Source organism: Enterobacter sp. UPMP2060 (assembly GCF_053709655.1).
Genome location: NZ_JBSKJQ010000009.1, coordinates 135,145 through 153,944, shown reverse-complemented (window position 1 = coordinate 153,944; position 18,800 = coordinate 135,145). Strand labels below are relative to the sequence as shown.

The following is an 18,800-nucleotide window of genomic DNA, read 5'->3' as shown; positions in this document are numbered from 1 at the left end:
GCTAGACTCGATGCCAATAAGCCATTTATTGAGAAGAGCAGCGATGAAAAAATTAACCTTACCAAAAGATTTTTTATGGGGCGGCGCGGTTGCCGCTCACCAGGTTGAAGGCGGCTGGAACAAAGGCGGAAAAGGGCCAAGCATTTGTGACGTATTGACCGGCGGTGCGCACGGCGTCCCGCGCGAAATCACCCAGGAAGTAGTGCCGGGTAAATACTACCCAAACCACGAGGCCATCGACTTCCACGGCCACTATAAAGAAGACATCAAGCTGTTTGCCGAGATGGGTTTCAAGTGCTTCCGCACCTCTATCGCCTGGACGCGCATCTTCCCGAAAGGTGACGAAACGCAGCCAAACGAAGAGGGGCTGAAGTTCTACGACGACATGTTCGACGAGCTGCTGAAATACAACATCGAACCGGTGATCACCCTCTCCCACTTCGAAATGCCGCTGCACCTGGTGCAGGAGTACGGCAGCTGGACCAACCGTAAAGTGGTCGATTTCTTTGTGCGCTTCGCGGAAGTGGTCTTTGAGCGCTACAAAAACAAAGTCAAATACTGGATGACCTTCAACGAAATCAATAACCAGCGTAACTGGCGCGCGCCACTGTTCGGTTACTGCTGCTCGGGCGTGGTCTATACCGAACATGACAATCCGGAAGAGACCATGTACCAGGTCCTGCACCACCAGTTTGTGGCCAGCGCCCTGGCGGTGAAAGCCGCGCGCCGCATCAACCCGGAGATGAAGGTCGGCTGCATGCTGGCGATGGTGGCGCTCTATCCGTTCTCCTGCAAACCGGAAGACGTGATGTTCGCCCAGGAATCCATGCGCGAGCGCTATGTCTTTACCGACGTCCAGCTGCGTGGTTACTACCCGTCCTACGTGCTGAACGAGTGGGAGCGCCGCGGCTTCTCCATCAAAATGGAGGCAGGCGACGAGCAGATCCTGCGTGAAGGTACCTGCGACTACTTAGGTTTCAGCTACTACATGACCAACGCGGTGAAAGCGGAAGGCGGTACCGGCGATGCGATTTCCGGTTTCGAAGGCAGCGTGCCGAATCCGCACGTGAAAGCATCCGACTGGGGCTGGCAGATCGATCCGGTAGGCCTGCGTTATTCCCTGTGCGAACTGTACGAGCGTTATCAGAAGCCGCTGTTTATCGTGGAAAACGGGTTCGGCGCCTACGATAAGGTGGAAGAAGACGGCAGCATCAACGACGACTATCGCATCGACTACCTGCGTGCCCACGTGGAAGAGATGATCAAAGCCGTGACGCACGACGGCGTGGATCTGATGGGCTATACGCCATGGGGCTGCATCGACTGCGTGTCGTTCACCACCGGCCAGTACAGCAAGCGCTACGGCTTTATCTACGTGAACAAGCACGACGACGGCACGGGCGACATGTCGCGTTCCCGCAAGAAGAGCTTTAACTGGTATAAGGAAGTGATTGCCAGCAACGGCGAGAAACTTTAACGCCGTAACGCCGGGCGGTGCTTCGCTTTCACCGGCCTACGATTGATCCCCTCTCCCTTTGGGAGAGGGTTAGGGTGAGGGGCTTATTTCCCGCCAGCCAACTCAATAAAACTGCCCGTTACGTACGACGCCTTCTCGCTCAGCAGCCAGACAATCGCCTGCGCCACCTCTTCCGGTTGGCCGCCGCGCTGCATCGGCAGCAAGGATTTCACGCGATCCACCCTCCCCGGCTCTCCGCCGGACGCATGAATATCCGTATAAATCAGACCCGGACGTACGCAGTTGACGCGAATACCCTGCGCCGCCACCTCCAGCGATAGCCCGGTTGTCAGCGAATCCACCGCCCCCTTGGACGCGGCATAATCCACATATTCACCCGGCGCGCCCAGGCGAGACGCGGCGGAAGAGACGTTCACTATCGCCCCGCCCTTGCCGCCATGCCTGAAGGACATGCGTTTTACCGCTTCCCGGCAGCAGAGAAAGTAGCCCGTGACATTGGTCGCCAGGACGCGGTTAATGCGCTCAGCGGAGAGGTTCTCGATAGTGGATTGTTCAAACAGAATGCCCGCATTATTGACCAGCGCACGAAGCGGCTCGCCTTCACGATCGAGGCTGTCAAACATCGCCAGCACCTGGGCTTCATCACTGATATCCGCGCGGACGGCAAAGGCTTTACCGCCCGCTTCAACGATCTGGTTGATCACGTCCGTCGCGGCTTTAATGTTGTGGTGATAGTTCACCGCCACGGTGTAGCCTTCGCGCGCCAGCTGCAGCGCGGTGGCTTTCCCAATGCCCCGGCTGGCGCCGGTGACCAGTGCTATTGCCATTTTCTTCTCCCAATAAAAAAGCCGGGTGGCGGCTTCGCCTTACCCGGCCTTTATGACTACACCAATAATATTACTGGTATTCGCTCATCGGCACGCAGGAGCAGAACAGGTTACGGTCGCCGTACACGTCATCAAGACGCTTCACGGTCGGCCAGTATTTGTTTGCCACGCCTGCAGGGAAGACGGCCAGCTCGCGGGAATAACCGTGGTTCCACTCGGAAACCATTTCGTGCTGGGTGTGCGGGGCGTTAACCAGCGGGTTATCTTCCAGCGTCCATTCGCCGTCCTGCACGCGGTCGATCTCCATGCGGATCGCCAGCATCGCGTCGATAAAGCGGTCCAGCTCGGCTTTGCTTTCAGATTCCGTTGGCTCCACCATCAGCGTACCCGCTACCGGGAACGACATGGTTGGCGCGTGGAAGCCGTAGTCAATCAAGCGCTTGGCGATATCCAGCTCGCTGATGCCCGTCGCTTCTTTCAGAGGACGAATATCGAGGATGCACTCGTGCGCCACGCGACCGTCGCGGCCGGTATAGAGCACCGGGAAGGCAGACTTCAGGCGAGTCGCAATATAGTTGGCGTTCAGGATCGCCACCTGGCTCGCCTGCTTCAGCCCTTCCGCGCCCATCATGCGGATGTACATCCAGCTGATTGGCAGGATAGAGGCGCTACCGAACGGTGCCGCAGAGACCGCGCCCTGACGGGTCAGCATGCCTTCAATCTGCACTACGCTGTGGCCCGGTACAAACGGTGCCAGGTGCGCTTTCACGCCGATTGGGCCCATGCCCGGGCCGCCACCGCCGTGCGGGATGCAGAAGGTTTTGTGCAGGTTCAGGTGCGACACGTCCGCGCCGATAAAGCCCGGAGAGGTAATGCCCACCTGAGCGTTCATGTTTGCGCCGTCGAGGTAAACCTGACCGCCGAACTGGTGCACCACTTCGCACACTTCACGGATGGTCTCTTCGTACACGCCGTGGGTAGACGGGTAGGTCACCATGATGCAGGAGAGCTTGTCGCCCGCCTGCTCGGCTTTCGCACGCAGGTCGACCAGATCGATGTTGCCGTTCTTATCGCACGCTACCACCACCACTTCCATGCCCGCCATTTGGGCAGAGGCCGGGTTGGTACCGTGGGCGGAGCTTGGGATCAGGCAGATATCGCGGTGACCTTCGTTGCGGCTTTCGTGATAGTGACGGATCGCCAGCAGACCCGCGTATTCGCCCTGCGCGCCGGAGTTCGGCTGCATGCAGAGCGCGTCATAACCGGTCAGTTTCACCAGCCAGTCGGAAAGCTGGTTGATCATCATATGATAACCTTCCGCTTGCTCTGGCGGACAGAACGGGTGCAGCTCGGAGAATTCAGGCCAGGTGATCGGGATCATCTCCGCCGCGGCGTTCAGCTTCATGGTGCAGGATCCCAGCGGGATCATCGCCTGGTTCAGCGCCAGATCCTTGCGCTCCAGAGAGTGCATATAGCGCATCATCTCGGTTTCGCTGTGGTAGCGGTTAAACACCGGATGCGTCAGGATCGCATCATTACGCAGCATGCTTTCCTGAATGGAGCGGCTGTCGAGCGCGACCTCTTTGTCGAGCGCATCAATGTCCAGACCGTGCGCGTCACCCAGCAACACGCTGAACAGGTTCAGGATATCGTCGCGGGTGGTGCTTTCATCCAGCGTAATGCCGACGGCGTTGTGGATGTCGCTGCGCAGGTTGATCTCTGCTGCATTCGCGCGCGCCAGCACGGCCGCTTTGTCCGCCACTTCCACACACAGGGTGTCGAAGTAGTGAGCGTGGCGCAGCTTAAGACCTTTCTGCTGCAGACCGCAGGCCAGAATATCGGCCAGGCGGTGAATGCGGCTGGCAATGCGCTTCAGGCCTGCCGGGCCGTGGAACACGGCGTAGAGGCTGGCGATGTTTGCCAGCAGCACCTGGGAGGTACAGATGTTGGAGTTCGCTTTCTCGCGGCGGATGTGCTGCTCGCGGGTTTGCATCGCCATGCGCAGCGCGGTGTTACCGGCAGCGTCTTTTGAGACGCCGATAATGCGGCCTGGCATAGAGCGTTTGAATTCATCTTTCGCGCCGAAGAACGCCGCGTGCGGGCCGCCGTAGCCCATCGGCACGCCGAAGCGTTGCGCTGAACCGAATACGATATCCGCGCCCTGTTTACCCGGCGCCGTCAGCAGCACCAGCGCCATAAAATCGGCGGCAACGCTGACAACCACTTTGCGGGTTTTCAGCTCGGCAATCAGCGCGCCGTAGTCGTGAACTTCGCCGGTGGTGCCCACCTGCTGCAGCAGCACGCCGAAGACGTCCTGGTGATCCAGCACTTTGTCGGCGTCGTCTACGATCACGTCAAAGCCGAAGGTTTCTGCGCGGGTACGCACCACGTCCAGCGTCTGGGGATGCACGTCCCCCGCCACGAAGAAGCGGTTGGCATTTTTCAGCTTGCTCACGCGTTTTGCCATCGCCATCGCTTCGGCGGCGGCGGTCGCTTCATCCAGCAGCGAGGCGGAGGCGATATCCATACCGGTCAGATCCAGCGTCACCTGCTGGAAGTTCAGCAGCGCTTCCAGACGGCCCTGGGAGACTTCTGGCTGATACGGGGTATAAGCGGTGTACCAGCCCGGGTTTTCCAGCATGTTGCGCAGGATAACCGGCGGTAACTGCACGTTGGTGTAGCCCATGCCAATGTAAGACTTATAGCGCTTGTTCAGGCCTGCGATAGCCTTCAGCTCCGCCAGCGCGGCGAATTCCGTGGTGGCTTCCCCCACCTGAGGCGGCGTGGCAAGCTGGATGTCTTTTGGCACAATCTGGCCGATCAGTGCGTTTAATGAATCCGCGCCAACTGTCTTCAGCATCTCCTGCTGTTGCTGAGCATCCGGCCCAATGTGACGTTCAATGAAGGCGCCACGGTTTTCAAGCTGGCTTAAAGTCTGTGTCATGAGCGATGGTTCCTGAAACGTGCAGTGAATGTGTTGTCTCCCTCTCCCTTAGGGAGAGGGCTGGGGTGAGGGTATCGTCTGTTCCCCTCACCCTACCCTCTCCCCAAAGGGGAGAGGGATAATGGCTTACTCGTCTTCTAACAGTGCTTCGTACGCGGTCGCATCCAGCAGCGCGGCAACCTGAGATTCGTCGCTGGCTTTGATCTTGAAGATCCAGCCGCCTTCATAAGGCTCGCTGTTCACCAGCTCTGGCGAATCGCTCAGCGCGTCGTTGACGGCAACGATTTCGCCGCTTACAGGAGCGTAGATATCAGAAGCCGCTTTTACGGACTCCGCCACGGCGCAGTCGTCGCCCGCGCTAACGGTCGTGCCCACGTCAGGCAGGTCAACAAACACCATGTCGCCCAGCAGCTCTTGCGCGTGCTCGGTGATCCCTACGGTGTAAGTGCCGTCCGCCTCTTTGCGCAGCCACTCGTGTTCTTTGCTGTATTTCAGTTCTGCTGGCACATTGCTCATTGAAGTTCTCCTGATAAAAATGATTAGGCGACCGGCTTACCGGCGCGAACAAAAATCGGTTTGGTCACGTTGACCGGCATTTCGCGGTTGCGGATTTGCACCACCGCCGTTTCGCCAATGCCCGCCGGCACGCGTGCCAGTGCAATACTGTAGCCCAGCGTCGGGGAGAAGGTACCGCTGGTGATCACGCCTTCGCGAGGATTGCCGTCGGCATCGGTAAAGCGCACCGGCAGTTCACCGCGCAGCACGCCCTTCTCGGTCATCACCAGACCCACCAGCTGTTCAGTGCCCTTCTCACGCTGCATCTCCAGCGCTTCACGGCCAATAAAGTCACGGTCAGCCGGTTCCCATGCGATGGTCCAGCCCATGTTGGCGGCCAGCGGAGAAACGCCTTCATCCATCTCCTGACCGTAGAGGTTCATCCCCGCTTCCAGACGCAGCGTATCGCGCGCGCCCAGACCCGCAGGCTTCACGCCCGCTTCCACCAGCGCGCACCAGAAATCAGCGGCCTTCTCGTTCGGCATCGCAATTTCGTAGCCCGCTTCACCGGTGTAGCCGGTGGTGGCGATAAACAGATCGCCCGCCTGCACGCCGAAGAACGGCTTCATGCCTTCGGTTGCTTTGCGCTGCTCGTCGTTAAACAGAGATGCGGCTTTCGCCTGCGCGTTCGGCCCCTGCACGGCGATCAGCGACAGATCGTCACGGACGGTGATGTCGATGGCATAAGGTTCGGCGTGTTGGGTGATCCAGGAGAGGTCTTTTTCGCGGGTGGCGGAGTTGACAACGAGGCGGAAGAAATCTTCAGTGAAGTAATAGACGATAAGGTCATCAATCACGCCGCCCGAGGCGTTCAGCATGCCGGTATAGAGCGCTTTACCCGGCGTTTTCAGTTTGGCGACGTCGTTTGCCAGCAGATAACGCAAAAACTCCCGGGTGCGGCTACCGCGCAGATCGACAATCGTCATGTGGGACACGTCGAACATACCGGCATCGGTGCGCACCGCGTGGTGCTCATCAATCTGCGAGCCGTAGTGCAGCGGCATCATCCAGCCATGGAAGTCCACCATGCGGGCGCCGCATAACACGTGTTGTTCGTACAAAGGAGTCTGTTGAGCCATCTTGTCCTCGTTGAAAAATTCACCGTGAAACCCGGTATCGGCCCCGTCACCTGGCGCCGACGCAAACGTTCTCTTTTACCCGAACTTACCACCGAAACCGGCGGTTAACCATAAGGTAAAACGGGTCATCACATTAGCTTATGACCAAAAAATGCTAAAAAGCCTACAGAGTTATTCACTGGAAAAATGCGATTAACCCCACACAAAATTAACAATGATCTAACAGGATTTAGCACATGGTGATATTTCATGCGGAAAAACGGGCCGAATTTCCGTAACATAAAATCCCGTAGATTAGATTTTCTAATGCGAAAAATGACGTGAAATTAGAATATTTCAAACGAGGGAATTTCCCCGGCGCAGAGGCCGGGAAAATAAAGTGTGACAGGGGTCTAAATTAACGTAGCCAGTCCGGCAGGTCGTTAAGACCCATCGCCTGACGGAGGAGTTGAGGTTTGACGCCAGGAAGCGTATCGGCCAGTTTAAGACCAATATCGCGCAGCAGTTTTTTCGCCGGATTTGCGCCGGCAAACAGCTCGCGGAAGCCCTGCATGCCCGCCAGCATCATCGCCGCACTGTGCTTGCGGCTGCGCTCGTAGCGACGCAGGTAAAGATGCTGACCGATATCTTTGCCTTCGCGATGCAGGCGACGCAGTTCCTCAACCAGCTCCGCCGCGTCCATAAAGCCAAGGTTGACGCCCTGCCCGGCCAGCGGATGAATGGTATGAGCCGCATCCCCCACCAGCGCCAGACGGTGCGCGGCAAACTGACGCGCGTAGCGGCCGGTTAACGGGAACACCTGCCGCTCGCTTTCAAGGGTGCACAAGCCAAGGCGGTTATCAAACGCCATGCACAGCGCCTGGTTAAAGGCATCCGGCGTCGCCTCCTGCATCAGCTGGGCTTTTTCAGGCACCAGGGACCAGACAATCGAGCACAGGTGCGGATCGGCAAGCGGCAGGAACGCCAGAATGCCGTCGTTGTGGAAAATCTGCCGCGCCACGCCGCCGTGCGGCTCCTCGGTACGGATCGTCGCCACCAGAGCGTGATGACGATAGTCCCAGAAGGTCAGCGGGATATCGGCTTTATTCCGCAGCCAGGAGTTCGCACCGTCAGCACCGACCACCAGACGCGCGGTCAGCATGTCGCCGCTCTGTAAGGTGATAAACGCCTCGTTTTCACCCCACGCCACCTGCTGGATCTGCGCAGGCGCAATCAGCGTCACGTCGCTGCACTGCTGCGCTTTCTGCCACAGCGCGTGGTGGATCACCGCGTTTTCGACGATATGACCCAGATGGCTGTAACCCATGCTTTCATCATCAAAAGCAATATGACCAAAGCTGTCTTTATCCCACACTTCCATGCCGTGATAGCAGCTGGCGCGCTGCGCCACAATATCTGCCCAGACGCCAAGGTGCGTCAGCAATTTCTCGCTGGCGGCATTGATCGCCGAGACGCGGAGTTCCGGCGGGGCATCTGGTGCAACGGGCTGAGGCTGCTTTTGCTCCAGCACCGCCACGCGCAGGCCGCTGCCCTGTAAACCACAGGCCAGAGCCAGTCCGACCATACCGCCGCCAACGATGGCGACATCAACATTTTGCACGGTGATAACTCCTTAACGCGCGACCCAACCAAGAGTCCGCTGCGCCAGCACGTCACGTGCCGGAATGAATAATTCCATCGCCATTAGCCCGAGGTTGCGACCCGCAACCAGCGGTGCCCAGCGATTGGCAAAAAGATGGACTAAGCCGTCGGTGACGCCAATCGTCGCCTCTTTATCCGCCTGGCGGCGCTTCTGGTAATGGCTGAGCACCGAATAAGCGCCACAGTCTTTTTGTTCGCCCCATGCCTGAGACAGGGTTTCCGCCAGGCTCATAACATCCCGCAGGCCAAGGTTGAACCCCTGCCCCGCGATGGGGTGTAGCGTCTGCGCGGCATTACCGACAAGCGCCAGACGATGCGAGATGGACTGAGAGGCAGTAGTCAGCGAAAGCGGGTAAACCGCCCGCTGTCCAGCATGGGTAATACGCCCCAGCCGCCAGCCAAAGGCTTTCTGCAGCTCGGTACAAAAACGTTCGTCTGACCAGGCTTTAACCTCTTCGGCCTTATCCTGCGAATGACACCAGACAAGCGAACAGCGCCCGTCCGACATCGGCAGCATCGCCAGCGGGCCATGCTGCGTAAAGCGTTCAAACGCCCTGCCGTGGTGTTCAGCTGCGGTAGAGACGTTGGCAATGACCGCAACCTGCCCGTAAGGCTGCTGACGCCACTCCACGCCGCACTGGGCGCCGAGCGATGAGCGCGAGCCGTCCGCGGCGACCAGAAGCTGGCCTTCAAGCACGGTGCCGTTTTCCAGCGTTACGCTGACCGACTCCTCACTGCGGCTCACGCTGGCCACGCGCGCCGGGCAATGCAGCGTGACGCCCGGCGCATCCTGGAGCAGACGAAACAGACGCAATCCGACGTCGTGCAGCTCGACAACCTGACCCAGCGCGTCAATGCGGTAATCCTGCGCGTCCAGCGTGACAAAGCCAGCATGGCCGCGATCGCTTACGTGAACGGTTTTAATTGCCGTCGCGCAATCAGCGATGGCCTGCCAGATGCCAATGCGGGACAGCTGCTGGCAGGTGCCCTGCGCCAGGGCAATCGCGCGCGAATCAAAACCGGGATGATTCTTCGCCTGCGGTGCGATAGCTTCAACCAGGTGCACCGGAAGCTGCCCCTTCGTCAAATGCGAAATGGCCAGCGCCAGCGTGGCCCCGGTCATGCCGCCGCCAACGATAATCACGCTCATGCGCGTGCCGCTGCCATCAGCGCCTCGATATCGTCAGCGTTTTTCACGACGCTCGCGGTCAGGTTTTCGTTACCGGTTTCGGTGATCACGATGTCGTCTTCGATGCGAATGCCAATTCCGCGGTACTCTTCAGGCACGTCGGCATCCGGCGCGATATACAGGCCTGGCTCCACGGTTAACACCATGCTCGGCTCCAGCACGCGCGAACGGTCGGTGCCGTACGCGCCAACGTCATGCACATCCAGCCCCAGCCAGTGGCTCAGGCCGTGCATGAAATACGGTCGATGCGCATTTTCAGCGATCAGGATATCGACCTCCCCTTTCAGGATCCCGAGCCTGACCAGACCGGTAATCATGATGCGCACCACTTCGCCGGTCACTTCCTGCATGGAGGTACCGGGACGATACAGCCTGAGCGCCGTCTCAAGCGATTCCAGGACAATGTCATAAATGGCGCGCTGTGCCGGTGAGAATTTACCGTTCACCGGGAAGGTACGGGTGATGTCCCCCGCGTAGCCCTGGTATTCGCAACCGGCGTCAATCAGGACCAGATCGCCGTCGCGCAGCGCGCTTTCGTTTTCGGTGTAGTGCAGAATGCAGCCGTTTTCTCCGCCGCCAACAATGGTGTTGTAGGAGGGATAACGCGCGCCGTGGCGGTTAAATTCGTGATGAATTTCGCCTTCCAGCTGGTATTCGAACATCCCGGGACGGCACTTTTCCATGGCGCGGGTGTGCGCCAGGGCGCTGATTTCGCCCGCACGACGCATCAAATTCAGCTCTTCTTCAGACTTGAACAGGCGCATTTCATGCACCACCGGACGCCAGTCCGTCAGCGTGGCCGGCGCGGACAGGTTCTGCCGCGAGCCTTTGCGCAGCTTATCCAGCGCGGTGAAAACAATCTCATCGGCGTAGGCATATTCACCCTGCGCGTGATAGAGCACGTCTAGGCCGTTAAGCAGCTGATAGAGCTGCTGGTTGATTTCGCTAAACGCCAGCGCGCGGTCAACGCCCAGCTTCGCCGGTGCGGCCTCCTGGCCCAGGCGGCGGCCAAACCAGATTTCGGCCGTTAGATCGCGCACGCGGTTGAAAATCACGCTGTGGTTGTGGGTGTCATTGCTCTTAATCAGCACCAGCACCGCTTCCGGCTCGTTAAAGCCGGTGAAGTACCAGAAGTCGCTGCTCTGGCGATAGGGATATTCGCTGTCGGCGCTGCGCGTGACTTCGGGTGCAGCAAAAATCAGCGCGGCGCTGCCCGGCTGCATTGTTGCCAGCAGCGCCTGACGGCGGCGGGAATACTCTTGACTCGAGATAACCATGACACCCTCCTGTGCGTTATTTTTCTTAATGTAAGGTTGGCTTGCGGACTTCCGGCGCGGTCGGCTGAGAGCGCGTGAAGTTATCGTGGCACAGCAGTGCCGCCACGCGCACGTACTCGATAATCTCTTCAAGAGACATTTCCAGCTCTTCCTGGTCTTCGTCTTCATCGTAGCCGAGCTGGGCAATGTTACGCAGGTCGTCGATCGCCTCACCCGCTTCGCCGGTCACTTTATCCAGTTTAGGCTGCGTCACGCCCAGCCCCAGCAGATAGTGGTTTACCCAGCCGGCCAGCGCATCGGCGCGATCGAACACGCTGACGTCGTCGCCTTCAGGCAGATAAAGCTGAAAAAGGAAGCCATCGTCTTCCAGCGAATCGCTGGTTGCGGCGTGCATTTTACGCAGCGCTTCCGCCAGCTCGTGACCAAACGCCAGCCCTTCATTCGTGAGGTCGTGGATCAGCGGCTGCCATGAGCTGTCGCTGTTTCCGCCGCACAGCATGCCACTGATCAGACCGTGCATTTCGGCAGGGGTTAAACCGACTCCCTGCTGGTTCAGTAACTGGTTTAAATCCTTGTAACCAGGCATTTCGTTCTGTATAGACATGAGCATTCGTCATCAAAGGGGGGAAGTTTCATGATATGCTACCACTTTGGACCCTGGTGATACCAGAAAAGGGCTTGTATCTTCACATCAGGGTAGCTATAGTGTCGCCCCTTCGCAGCCCCGGGGCAGTAAGCGAAGGCAGCGCAGTCAATCAGCAGGAAGGTGGCATGTCTGCACAACCCGTCGATCTCCAGATTTTTGGCCGTTCACTGCGAGTGAATTGTCCGCCTGAACAAAGGGATGCTTTGAATCAGGCAGCGGACGATTTGAATCAGCGGTTGCAAGATCTAAAAGAACGCACTAGAGTCACAAATACTGAGCAGCTGGTTTTCATCGCCGCGTTGAACATCAGCTATGAACTGACTCAGGAAAAAGCAAAGACCCGCGATTACGCGGCAAGCATGGAGCAGCGCATTAAAATGCTCCAGCAGACCATAGAACAGGCATTGCTTGATCAAGGTCGCAATCCCGAAAGACCGGGACCAAAGTTTGAATAACACTTCTCAGTTGACTATGGTAGAGTAACTGTGAAGACAAAATTTCTCTGAGATGTTCGCAAGCGGGCCAGTCCCCTGAGCCGATATTTCATACCACAAGAATGTGGCGCTCCATGGTTGGTGAGCATGCTCGGTCCGTCCGAGAAGCCTTAAAACTATGACGACACATTCACCTTGAACCAAGGGTTCAAGGGTTACAGCCTGCGGCGGCATCTCGGAGATTCCCTCTCTTTTCTTCTACCGACTACCATGACCCAATTCCCTGAAGTTTCTGCTTCACGCCAGGACATCCGTCAGTTAATTCGTCAGCGCCGCCGTGCGTTAACCGCCGATCAGCAAGCGCATTTTGCCCAGCAGGCCGCCGCCCGTATGATGGCGTATCCCCCTGTCGTGATGGCGCACACCGTTGCGCTGTTTCTGTCATTTGATGGAGAACTGGATACCCAACCGCTGATAGAGCAGCTCTGGCGCGCCGGGAAGAAGGTCTATCTGCCGGTGCTGCACCCGTTCAGCGAAGGTAATTTGCTGTTTCTGCACTACCACCCGCACAGCGAGCTGGTGGTGAATCGCCTGAAAATCACCGAGCCGAAACTCGACGTGCGCGACGTGCTCCCGCTGTCACAGCTGGATGTGCTGATCACGCCACTGGTGGCGTTTGATGAACAGGGCCAGCGTTTAGGGATGGGCGGCGGTTTTTATGACCGGACGCTGCAAAACTGGCAGCAGTACGGATTGCAGCCGGTGGGTTATGCGCATGATTGTCAGGGTGTGGAGGCGTTGCCGGTGGAGAAGTGGGATGTGCCGTTGCCGGCGGTAGTGACGCCATCAAAGTTGTGGGAGTGGTGAATCAAACGTGCGGCCTGATGCCCTCACCCCAGCCCTCTCCCACAGGGAGAGGGTGAAAACATAAAAAACGGTAACTATCGTTACCGTTTTGCATTTACCTCGCACCATCAGTACAGCAGACGCGCGCGAATCGTCCCCTGAATCGCCTTCATGCTCTGCAGCGCTTTCTCAGCAACATCGTCATCCGCTTCGATATCAATAACCACGTAGCCCATCTGCGAATTCGTTTGCAGATACTGTGCGGCAATGTTGACGCCCTGCTCGGCAAAGATCTGGTTGATCGCGGTCAGCACGCCAGGACGGTTTTCGTGGATGTGCAGCAGACGACGACCACCGTGCAGCGGCAGAGACACTTCCGGGAAGTTCACGGCAGAGAGCGTAGAACCGTTGTCGGAATATTTGCTCAGCTTACCCGCTACTTCCAGGCCGATATTCTCCTGCGCTTCCTGGGTAGAGCCGCCGATGTGCGGCGTCAGGATCACGTTGTCGAATTCGCACAGCGGAGAGGTAAACGGATCGCTGTTAGTCGCTGGCTCCGTCGGGAAGACGTCGATGGCCGCGCCCGCCAGGTGCTTACGCTTCAGCGCATCCGCCAGGGCCGGGATATCGACAACCGTGCCGCGCGCGGCGTTGATCAGCAGTGAGCCCGGCTTCATCAGCGCCAGCTCTTCCGCGCCCATCATGTTTTTAGTAGACGCATTTTCCGGCACGTGCAGGCTCACCACGTCGCTCATGTTCAGCAGGTCAGAAAGGTGTTGAACCTGGGTCGCATTGCCCAGCGGCAGCTTGCTTTCGATATCGTAGAAGAACACGTGCATACCCAGGGATTCCGCCAGAATACCGAGCTGCGTACCGATGTGGCCGTAGCCGATAATCCCCAGTTTTTTACCACGCGCTTCATATGAGCCGGACGCCAGCTTGTTCCACACGCCGCGGTGCGCCTTGGCGTTCGCTTCAGGAATGCCGCGCAGAAGCAGCAGCAGTTCGCCAATCACCAGCTCCGCCACGGAACGGGTGTTGGAGAACGGGGCGTTGAAGACGGGAATACCACGTTTGGCGGCAGCATTCAGGTCAACCTGGTTGGTACCGATACAGAAGCAGCCGATAGCCACCAGCTTTTCCGCCGCGGCAATAACCTCTTCAGTCAGGTGAGTACGGGATCGCAGGCCAATGAAGTGGGCATCACGGATGGACGCTTTCAGCTCTTCGGTATCGAGCGCGCCTTTGTGAAATTCGATGTTGGTGTAACCTGCCGCACGAAGGCTATCGATTGCTTTTTGATGCACGCCCTCGACCAGCAGGAATTTAATCTTGTCTTTCTCCAGTGATACCTTTGCCATTTACCCGACCCTGTTTTTGTCTGAACTGATGTTGTGCTGGATATGAATCCGCTGTAGCCAACATATCAAAAAAAACTATTGCAGCAATATGAACGTTTGCGTCGGCACTCTGAAGAAAAGTCATACAGAGCAAAATGTCAGAGGAAAATGCTATGGAAATTTACAAACGCGGCAGGATCGGCAAATGAGGCGTAAAAACGTGACACAAGTCACCGAATTTAGCTTTTCAAAAATTTTTTAGCGGGGGGAGGACTCCCCCCGTCAGATCATTTTACGATGGTTTTCACGCCGTCAGCGGTGCCGATCAGCGCCACATCCGCGCCACGGTTGGCGAATAGCCCTACGGTCACTACGCCTGGAATACCGTTGATGGCATTTTCCAGCGCAATCGCGTCAAGAATTTCCAGACCGTGAACGTCGAGGATCACGTTACCGTTGTCGGTGACGACGCCCTGACGGTATTCCGGACGACCGCCCAGCTTCACCAGCTGACGGGCAACCGCGCTACGCGCCATTGGGATCACTTCGACCGGCAGCGGGAAATTACCCAGAATGTCGACCTGCTTGGAGGCATCCGCGATGCAGATGAACTTGTCCGCAACGGAGGCGATGATCTTCTCGCGCGTCAGCGCCGCGCCGCCGCCTTTGATCATCTGCATGTGGCCGTTGATTTCATCCGCACCATCAACGTAAATCCCCAGACGATCCACTTCGTTGAGATCGAAAACGGTAATGCCGAGGCTTTTCAGCTTTTCCGTGGAAGCATCAGAGCTGGAAACCGCGCCCTCGATTTGCCCCTTCATCGTGCCCAGCGCATCGATAAAGTGTGCCGCGGTTGATCCCGTACCGACACCGACAATGGTACCCGGCTGCACGTACTGGAGAGCGGCCCATCCTACTGCTTTTTTCAGTTCATCCTGCGTCATGATCGTTTTGCCTGTGGTGTGAAAACTCAGGGCGCATTATAGAACACGTCGAATGGAATTCGTCTGCCACGAAGGGAAAATTGTGTCATAGTGCAGAATAAGCAAAATTAGGGAGCCAGCCAGAGCAATGAAACGTCCGGACTACAGAACACTACAGGCACTTGATGCAGTTATTCGTGAACGCGGTTTTGAGCGCGCGGCGCAAAAGCTTTGCATCACCCAGTCCGCCGTATCACAGCGTATCAAACAGCTTGAAAACATGTTCGGCCAGCCGCTGCTGGTGCGTACCGTGCCGCCACGTCCAACCGAGCAAGGGCAAAAACTTCTCGCCCTGCTGCGCCAGGTTGAACTGCTGGAAGACGAGTGGCTGGGTGACGAACAAACGGGCTCTACGCCGCTGCTGCTCTCTCTGGCGGTTAACGCCGACAGCCTGGCAACCTGGCTGCTGCCGGCCCTTGCGCCGGTATTAGCGGATTCCCCTATCCGTCTGAATTTACAGGTTGAAGATGAAACCCGTACCCAGGAGCGCCTGCGTCGCGGTGAAGTGGTTGGGGCAGTCAGTATTCAGCCTCAGGCGCTGCCAAGCTGTCTTGTCGATCAGCTGGGCGCGCTGGACTACCTGTTTGTGGGTTCAAAAGCCTTTGCCGAGCGCTACTTCCCGAACGGCGTCACCCGCGCCGCGCTGCTGAAAGCCCCTGCCGTGGCGTTCGACCATCTGGACGATATGCATCAGGCGTTCCTGCAGCAAAACTTCGATCTGCCGCCGGGCAGCGTGCCGTGCCATATCGTCAACTCGTCTGAAGCCTTTGTGCAGCTTGCGCGTCAGGGCACCACCTGCTGCATGATCCCGCATCTGCAGATTGAGAAAGAGTTGAAAAGCGGTGAGCTGATTGACCTCACGCCGGGGCTATATCAGCGCCGGATGCTCTACTGGCACCGGTTTGCGCCAGAAAGCCGCATGATGCGCAACGTCACCGACGCGCTGCTGGCCTACGGGCACAAGGTGTTGAGACAGGATTAATCGATTGAATTCCCTCTCCCTGCGGGAGAGGGTTAGGGTGAGGGCAAATTACTGCGCCTTAGCCGCCTCAGTTTGCTGAGTTTGGGTTGGCTCCAGCTGGAACACCACATCCACCTGATCGTCAAACTGAATGGTTGGCTGCTCGTAAGTTTCCTGAGCAGACACCGGAGCTGCATCAGCTTTCATCATCCGTACCATCGGGCTTGGCTGGTAGTTAGAGACGTGGTAACGCACGCTGTAAACCGGGCCGAGCTTGCTCTTAAAGCCAGAAGCCAGCTGTTCCGCCTGGTGAATGGCATCATCAATCGCCGCTTTACGCGCTTCGTCTTTGTATTTCTCCGGTTGCGCAACGCCCAGCGACACGGAACGAATTTCGTTCAGACCCGCCTTCAGCGCGCCATCCAGCAGCGAATTAAGCTTATCCAGCTGACGCACGGTCACTTCGACGGTACGCACGGCACGGTAGCCTTTCAGGATGCTTTTACCATTCTGGTAGTCGTAATCGGGTTGAGTACGCAGGTTCGCGGAGTTGATATCTTTTTTACCGACACCGTTCTGCTCGAGGAAAGAGAGGTATTGCGCAACACGATCGTCAGCCTGCTTCTTGGCAGATGCCGCATCTTTCGCAGACACATTGACTTCAATTGCCAGCGTTGCGACATCGGGTACCGCGTCCACGCTTGCGGTGCCTGAAGTGACGATGTGCGGGCCATCCGGCAGTTCACTTGCCTGCACCGACACCGCACCAAAACTTACTAATGCCGCCAGGGCCATCACCTTAAACTTCACTGTTATTCCTCCATGTTGCGAAGAGTGCCCATTAACAGGGCGCATGCCAGCAAGCTTAGCGGGTCTTGTTCAGTTGTCCATAAGACAAGGATTAGTTGAACAATTCCTGTACGTGATGAATCCCCTCTTTTGCCAGCTGAAAAGCAATAAACCACATCACCAGCCCCACCAGCGTATTAATGATGCGCTGGGCTTTGGCCGTACGCAGGCGAGGAGCCAGCCATGCAGCCAGAATGGCGAGGCCAAAGAACCAGAGGAAAGAGGCGCTAACCGTACCCAGCGCAAACCAGCGTTTCGGCTCAACGTCCAGCTGCCCGCCCAGGCTGCCCAGCACCACGAAGGTGTCCAGATAAACATGCGGATTAAGCCAGGTGACCGCCAGCATGGTGACGATAATCTTCCAGCGGCCCTGCTTCATGACTTCCGCGCTCGCCAGTTCGAGGTTGCTGCTCATCGCCGTTTTCAGGGCACCAAAACCGTACCAGAGCAAAAACGCCACGCCACCCCAGGTGACCAGCGCCAGTAGCCAGGGAGACTGCATGAGCAATGCGCTGCCGCCAAAAATTCCGGCACAGATCAGCAGTAAATCGCTTACCGCGCACAGCAGGGCAATCATCAGATGATACTGGCGGCGAATGCCCTGGTTCATCACAAACGCATTTTGCGGGCCAAGGGGAAGGATCATGGCCGCACCTAAGGCAAGCCCTTGAAAATAATAAGATAACATGACGAAATTCTCACAGTATTGTTCTGGAAGGAGACTATACTGCGCGAATTACATTAGAGGAAATTGATAATATTAATTGGGGATTAGCAGCACTTATAAAAATAAAGCCCGGTGGCGCTAGCGCCTACCGGGCCTGCGGGAGAAGTTATTCGGCTTCTTTGACTTTTTTGACGTTTACATCCATCTGAGGGTACGGGAAGCTGATGCCGTTGGCATCAAAGTCGCGCTTAATGCGCTCAAGCACGTCCCAGTACACGTTTTGCAGATCGCTGCTTTTGCTCCAGATACGCACCACGAAGTTAATGGAGGAAGCGCCCAGCTCGTTCAGGCGAACCGTCTGCTCTTTGTCTTTCAGAATGCGATCGTCTGAAGCAATGATGTTGCTGATCAGCGACTTCACCTGATCGATGTCGGAGTCGTACGCCACGCTGATAATCAGTTCGTTACGACGCACCGGTTCACGGGAAAAGTTAATGATGTTGCCCGCGATGATTTTCCCGTTCGGCACGACCACGATGCGGCCATCGACGGTACGCATGGTCGTTGAGAAAATCTGCACCTGCAGCACGGTTCCGGCAATGCCGCCAAGGTCAACGTATTCACCGGAGCGGAACGGACGGAAGGTGACCAGCAGAACGCCAGCCGCCAGGTTTGACAGCGAACCCTGCAGCGCCAGACCAATAGCCAGACCGGCGGCACCGAGAACGGCAATGACGGAAGCGGTCTGCACGCCCACACGGCCCAGCGCCGCAATCAGCGTAAAGGCGATAATGCCGTAGCGCACCAGCGCGGAGAGGAAGTCAGCCACCGTGGCGTCAATATTACGGGCCAGCATTACGCGGTTAACCGTGTTCGATACAATGCGCGCCACGATCATCCCGACGATGATGATGGCAATCGCCGCGACGATGTTCACGGCATAGCTCAGCAGCAGCGCCTGGTTGCGCACCAGCCAGTTACCGGCGTTATTGATGCTGTCTACAACATCGAGTTGTTCCATTTATTCTTCCTTTTGTTAAACCAAAACACAAAATCCATCCCCCATGGAGACAGGCAGGTCC

General features: G+C 57.3%; 17 protein-coding genes and 1 other RNA gene. 5 read left to right on the top strand and 13 right to left on the bottom strand.

The features are described 5' to 3' along the window. Positions 1 to 43: 43 nt before the first annotated feature. Positions 44 to 1,477 carry a 6-phospho-beta-glucosidase BglA gene (gene bglA, locus ACWKXN_RS17330; RefSeq protein WP_033146593.1) on the top strand — a complete coding sequence of 478 codons (1,434 nt, stop codon included), beginning with the start codon at positions 44 to 46 and terminating at the stop codon, positions 1,475 to 1,477. 83 nt (positions 1,478 to 1,560) lie between these two features. On the opposite strand, the gene ACWKXN_RS17325 is transcribed toward bglA, so the two are convergent. From ACWKXN_RS17325 to ACWKXN_RS17290, 8 genes are all read right to left on the bottom strand, one after another. Beyond that, positions 1,561 to 2,304 carry an SDR family oxidoreductase gene (locus ACWKXN_RS17325; RefSeq protein ID WP_032660097.1) on the bottom strand — a complete coding sequence of 248 codons (744 nt, stop codon included), beginning with the start codon at positions 2,302 to 2,304 and terminating at the stop codon, positions 1,561 to 1,563. Between the two features lie 70 nt (positions 2,305 to 2,374). Then, positions 2,375 to 5,248: an aminomethyl-transferring glycine dehydrogenase gene (gene gcvP / locus ACWKXN_RS17320; RefSeq protein WP_454544070.1), complete on the bottom strand. Its 2,874-nt coding sequence runs from the start codon at positions 5,246 to 5,248 to the stop codon at positions 2,375 to 2,377. Between the two features lie 126 nt (positions 5,249 to 5,374). After that, positions 5,375 to 5,764, bottom strand: coding sequence for a glycine cleavage system protein GcvH (gene gcvH / locus ACWKXN_RS17315; protein WP_008499718.1), 390 nt, complete (start codon positions 5,762 to 5,764; stop codon positions 5,375 to 5,377). Between the two features lie 23 nt (positions 5,765 to 5,787). Beyond that, the gene (gene gcvT / locus ACWKXN_RS17310; RefSeq protein WP_454544069.1) at positions 5,788 to 6,882 is read right to left on the bottom strand and encodes a glycine cleavage system aminomethyltransferase GcvT; all 1,095 of its coding nucleotides are present in this window, start codon (positions 6,880 to 6,882) and stop codon (positions 5,788 to 5,790) included. Positions 6,883 to 7,279: 397 nt separating this feature from the next. After that, entirely contained in the window at positions 7,280 to 8,482 is a 1,203-nt protein-coding gene (gene ubiI / locus ACWKXN_RS17305) for an FAD-dependent 2-octaprenylphenol hydroxylase (protein ID WP_039262975.1), read from the bottom strand. Positions 8,483 to 8,494: 12 nt separating this feature from the next. Continuing rightward, positions 8,495 to 9,673, bottom strand: coding sequence for a 2-octaprenyl-6-methoxyphenyl hydroxylase (ubiH, locus tag ACWKXN_RS17300; RefSeq protein ID WP_454544068.1), 1,179 nt, complete (start codon positions 9,671 to 9,673; stop codon positions 8,495 to 8,497). Beyond that, entirely contained in the window at positions 9,670 to 10,983 is a 1,314-nt protein-coding gene (gene pepP, locus ACWKXN_RS17295; RefSeq protein WP_454544073.1) for a Xaa-Pro aminopeptidase, read from the bottom strand. Before pepP ends, ubiH begins: the two co-directional genes overlap by 4 nt. A 31-nt stretch (positions 10,984 to 11,014) precedes the next feature. Next, positions 11,015 to 11,593, bottom strand: a complete 579-nt coding sequence (locus ACWKXN_RS17290) for a YecA/YgfB family protein (protein WP_029739212.1) — start codon at positions 11,591 to 11,593, stop codon at positions 11,015 to 11,017. 167 nt (positions 11,594 to 11,760) lie between these two features. On the opposite strand from ACWKXN_RS17290, the gene zapA reads away from it, so the two are divergent. The 3 genes from zapA to ACWKXN_RS17275 all read left to right on the top strand — a co-directional run bounded on the left by zapA (position 11,761) and on the right by ACWKXN_RS17275 (position 12,936). Next, positions 11,761 to 12,090, top strand: coding sequence for a cell division protein ZapA (gene zapA / locus ACWKXN_RS17285; RefSeq protein ID WP_006811891.1), 330 nt, complete (start codon positions 11,761 to 11,763; stop codon positions 12,088 to 12,090). Between the two features lie 41 nt (positions 12,091 to 12,131). After that, positions 12,132 to 12,315: non-coding RNA, 6S RNA (gene ssrS, locus ACWKXN_RS17280), on the top strand. A gap of 24 nt (positions 12,316 to 12,339) precedes the next feature. After that, positions 12,340 to 12,936: a 5-formyltetrahydrofolate cyclo-ligase gene (locus ACWKXN_RS17275; protein ID WP_032660084.1), complete on the top strand. Its 597-nt coding sequence runs from the start codon at positions 12,340 to 12,342 to the stop codon at positions 12,934 to 12,936. 107 nt (positions 12,937 to 13,043) lie between these two features. On the opposite strand, the gene serA is transcribed toward ACWKXN_RS17275, so the two are convergent. Together serA and rpiA are read right to left on the bottom strand one after the other, a co-directional pair. Next, the gene (serA, locus tag ACWKXN_RS17270; protein ID WP_023309113.1) at positions 13,044 to 14,276 is read right to left on the bottom strand and encodes a phosphoglycerate dehydrogenase; all 1,233 of its coding nucleotides are present in this window, start codon (positions 14,274 to 14,276) and stop codon (positions 13,044 to 13,046) included. 266 nt (positions 14,277 to 14,542) lie between these two features. Further along, the gene (gene rpiA / locus ACWKXN_RS17265) at positions 14,543 to 15,202 is read right to left on the bottom strand and encodes a ribose-5-phosphate isomerase RpiA (protein ID WP_003860091.1); all 660 of its coding nucleotides are present in this window, start codon (positions 15,200 to 15,202) and stop codon (positions 14,543 to 14,545) included. Between the two features lie 127 nt (positions 15,203 to 15,329). Here rpiA and argP point away from each other — a divergent pair, with 127 nt between their 5' ends. Further along, the gene (gene argP / locus ACWKXN_RS17260; protein WP_008499727.1) at positions 15,330 to 16,223 is read left to right on the top strand and encodes a DNA-binding transcriptional regulator ArgP; all 894 of its coding nucleotides are present in this window, start codon (positions 15,330 to 15,332) and stop codon (positions 16,221 to 16,223) included. Positions 16,224 to 16,271: 48 nt separating this feature from the next. On the opposite strand, the gene ACWKXN_RS17255 is transcribed toward argP, so the two are convergent. The 3 genes from ACWKXN_RS17255 to mscS all read right to left on the bottom strand — a co-directional run bounded on the left by ACWKXN_RS17255 (position 16,272) and on the right by mscS (position 18,739). After that, positions 16,272 to 17,012, bottom strand: a complete 741-nt coding sequence (locus ACWKXN_RS17255) for an oxidative stress defense protein (RefSeq protein ID WP_023309114.1) — start codon at positions 17,010 to 17,012, stop codon at positions 16,272 to 16,274. A gap of 91 nt (positions 17,013 to 17,103) precedes the next feature. Beyond that, a complete protein-coding gene (gene argO, locus ACWKXN_RS17250) occupies positions 17,104 to 17,739 on the bottom strand; it encodes an arginine exporter ArgO (RefSeq protein ID WP_021242063.1) in 636 nt (211 codons plus the stop codon). A 145-nt stretch (positions 17,740 to 17,884) separates the two neighbouring features. After that, positions 17,885 to 18,739, bottom strand: coding sequence for a small-conductance mechanosensitive channel MscS (mscS, locus tag ACWKXN_RS17245; RefSeq protein WP_033146600.1), 855 nt, complete (start codon positions 18,737 to 18,739; stop codon positions 17,885 to 17,887). Between the last annotated feature and the right edge of the window lie 61 nt (positions 18,740 to 18,800).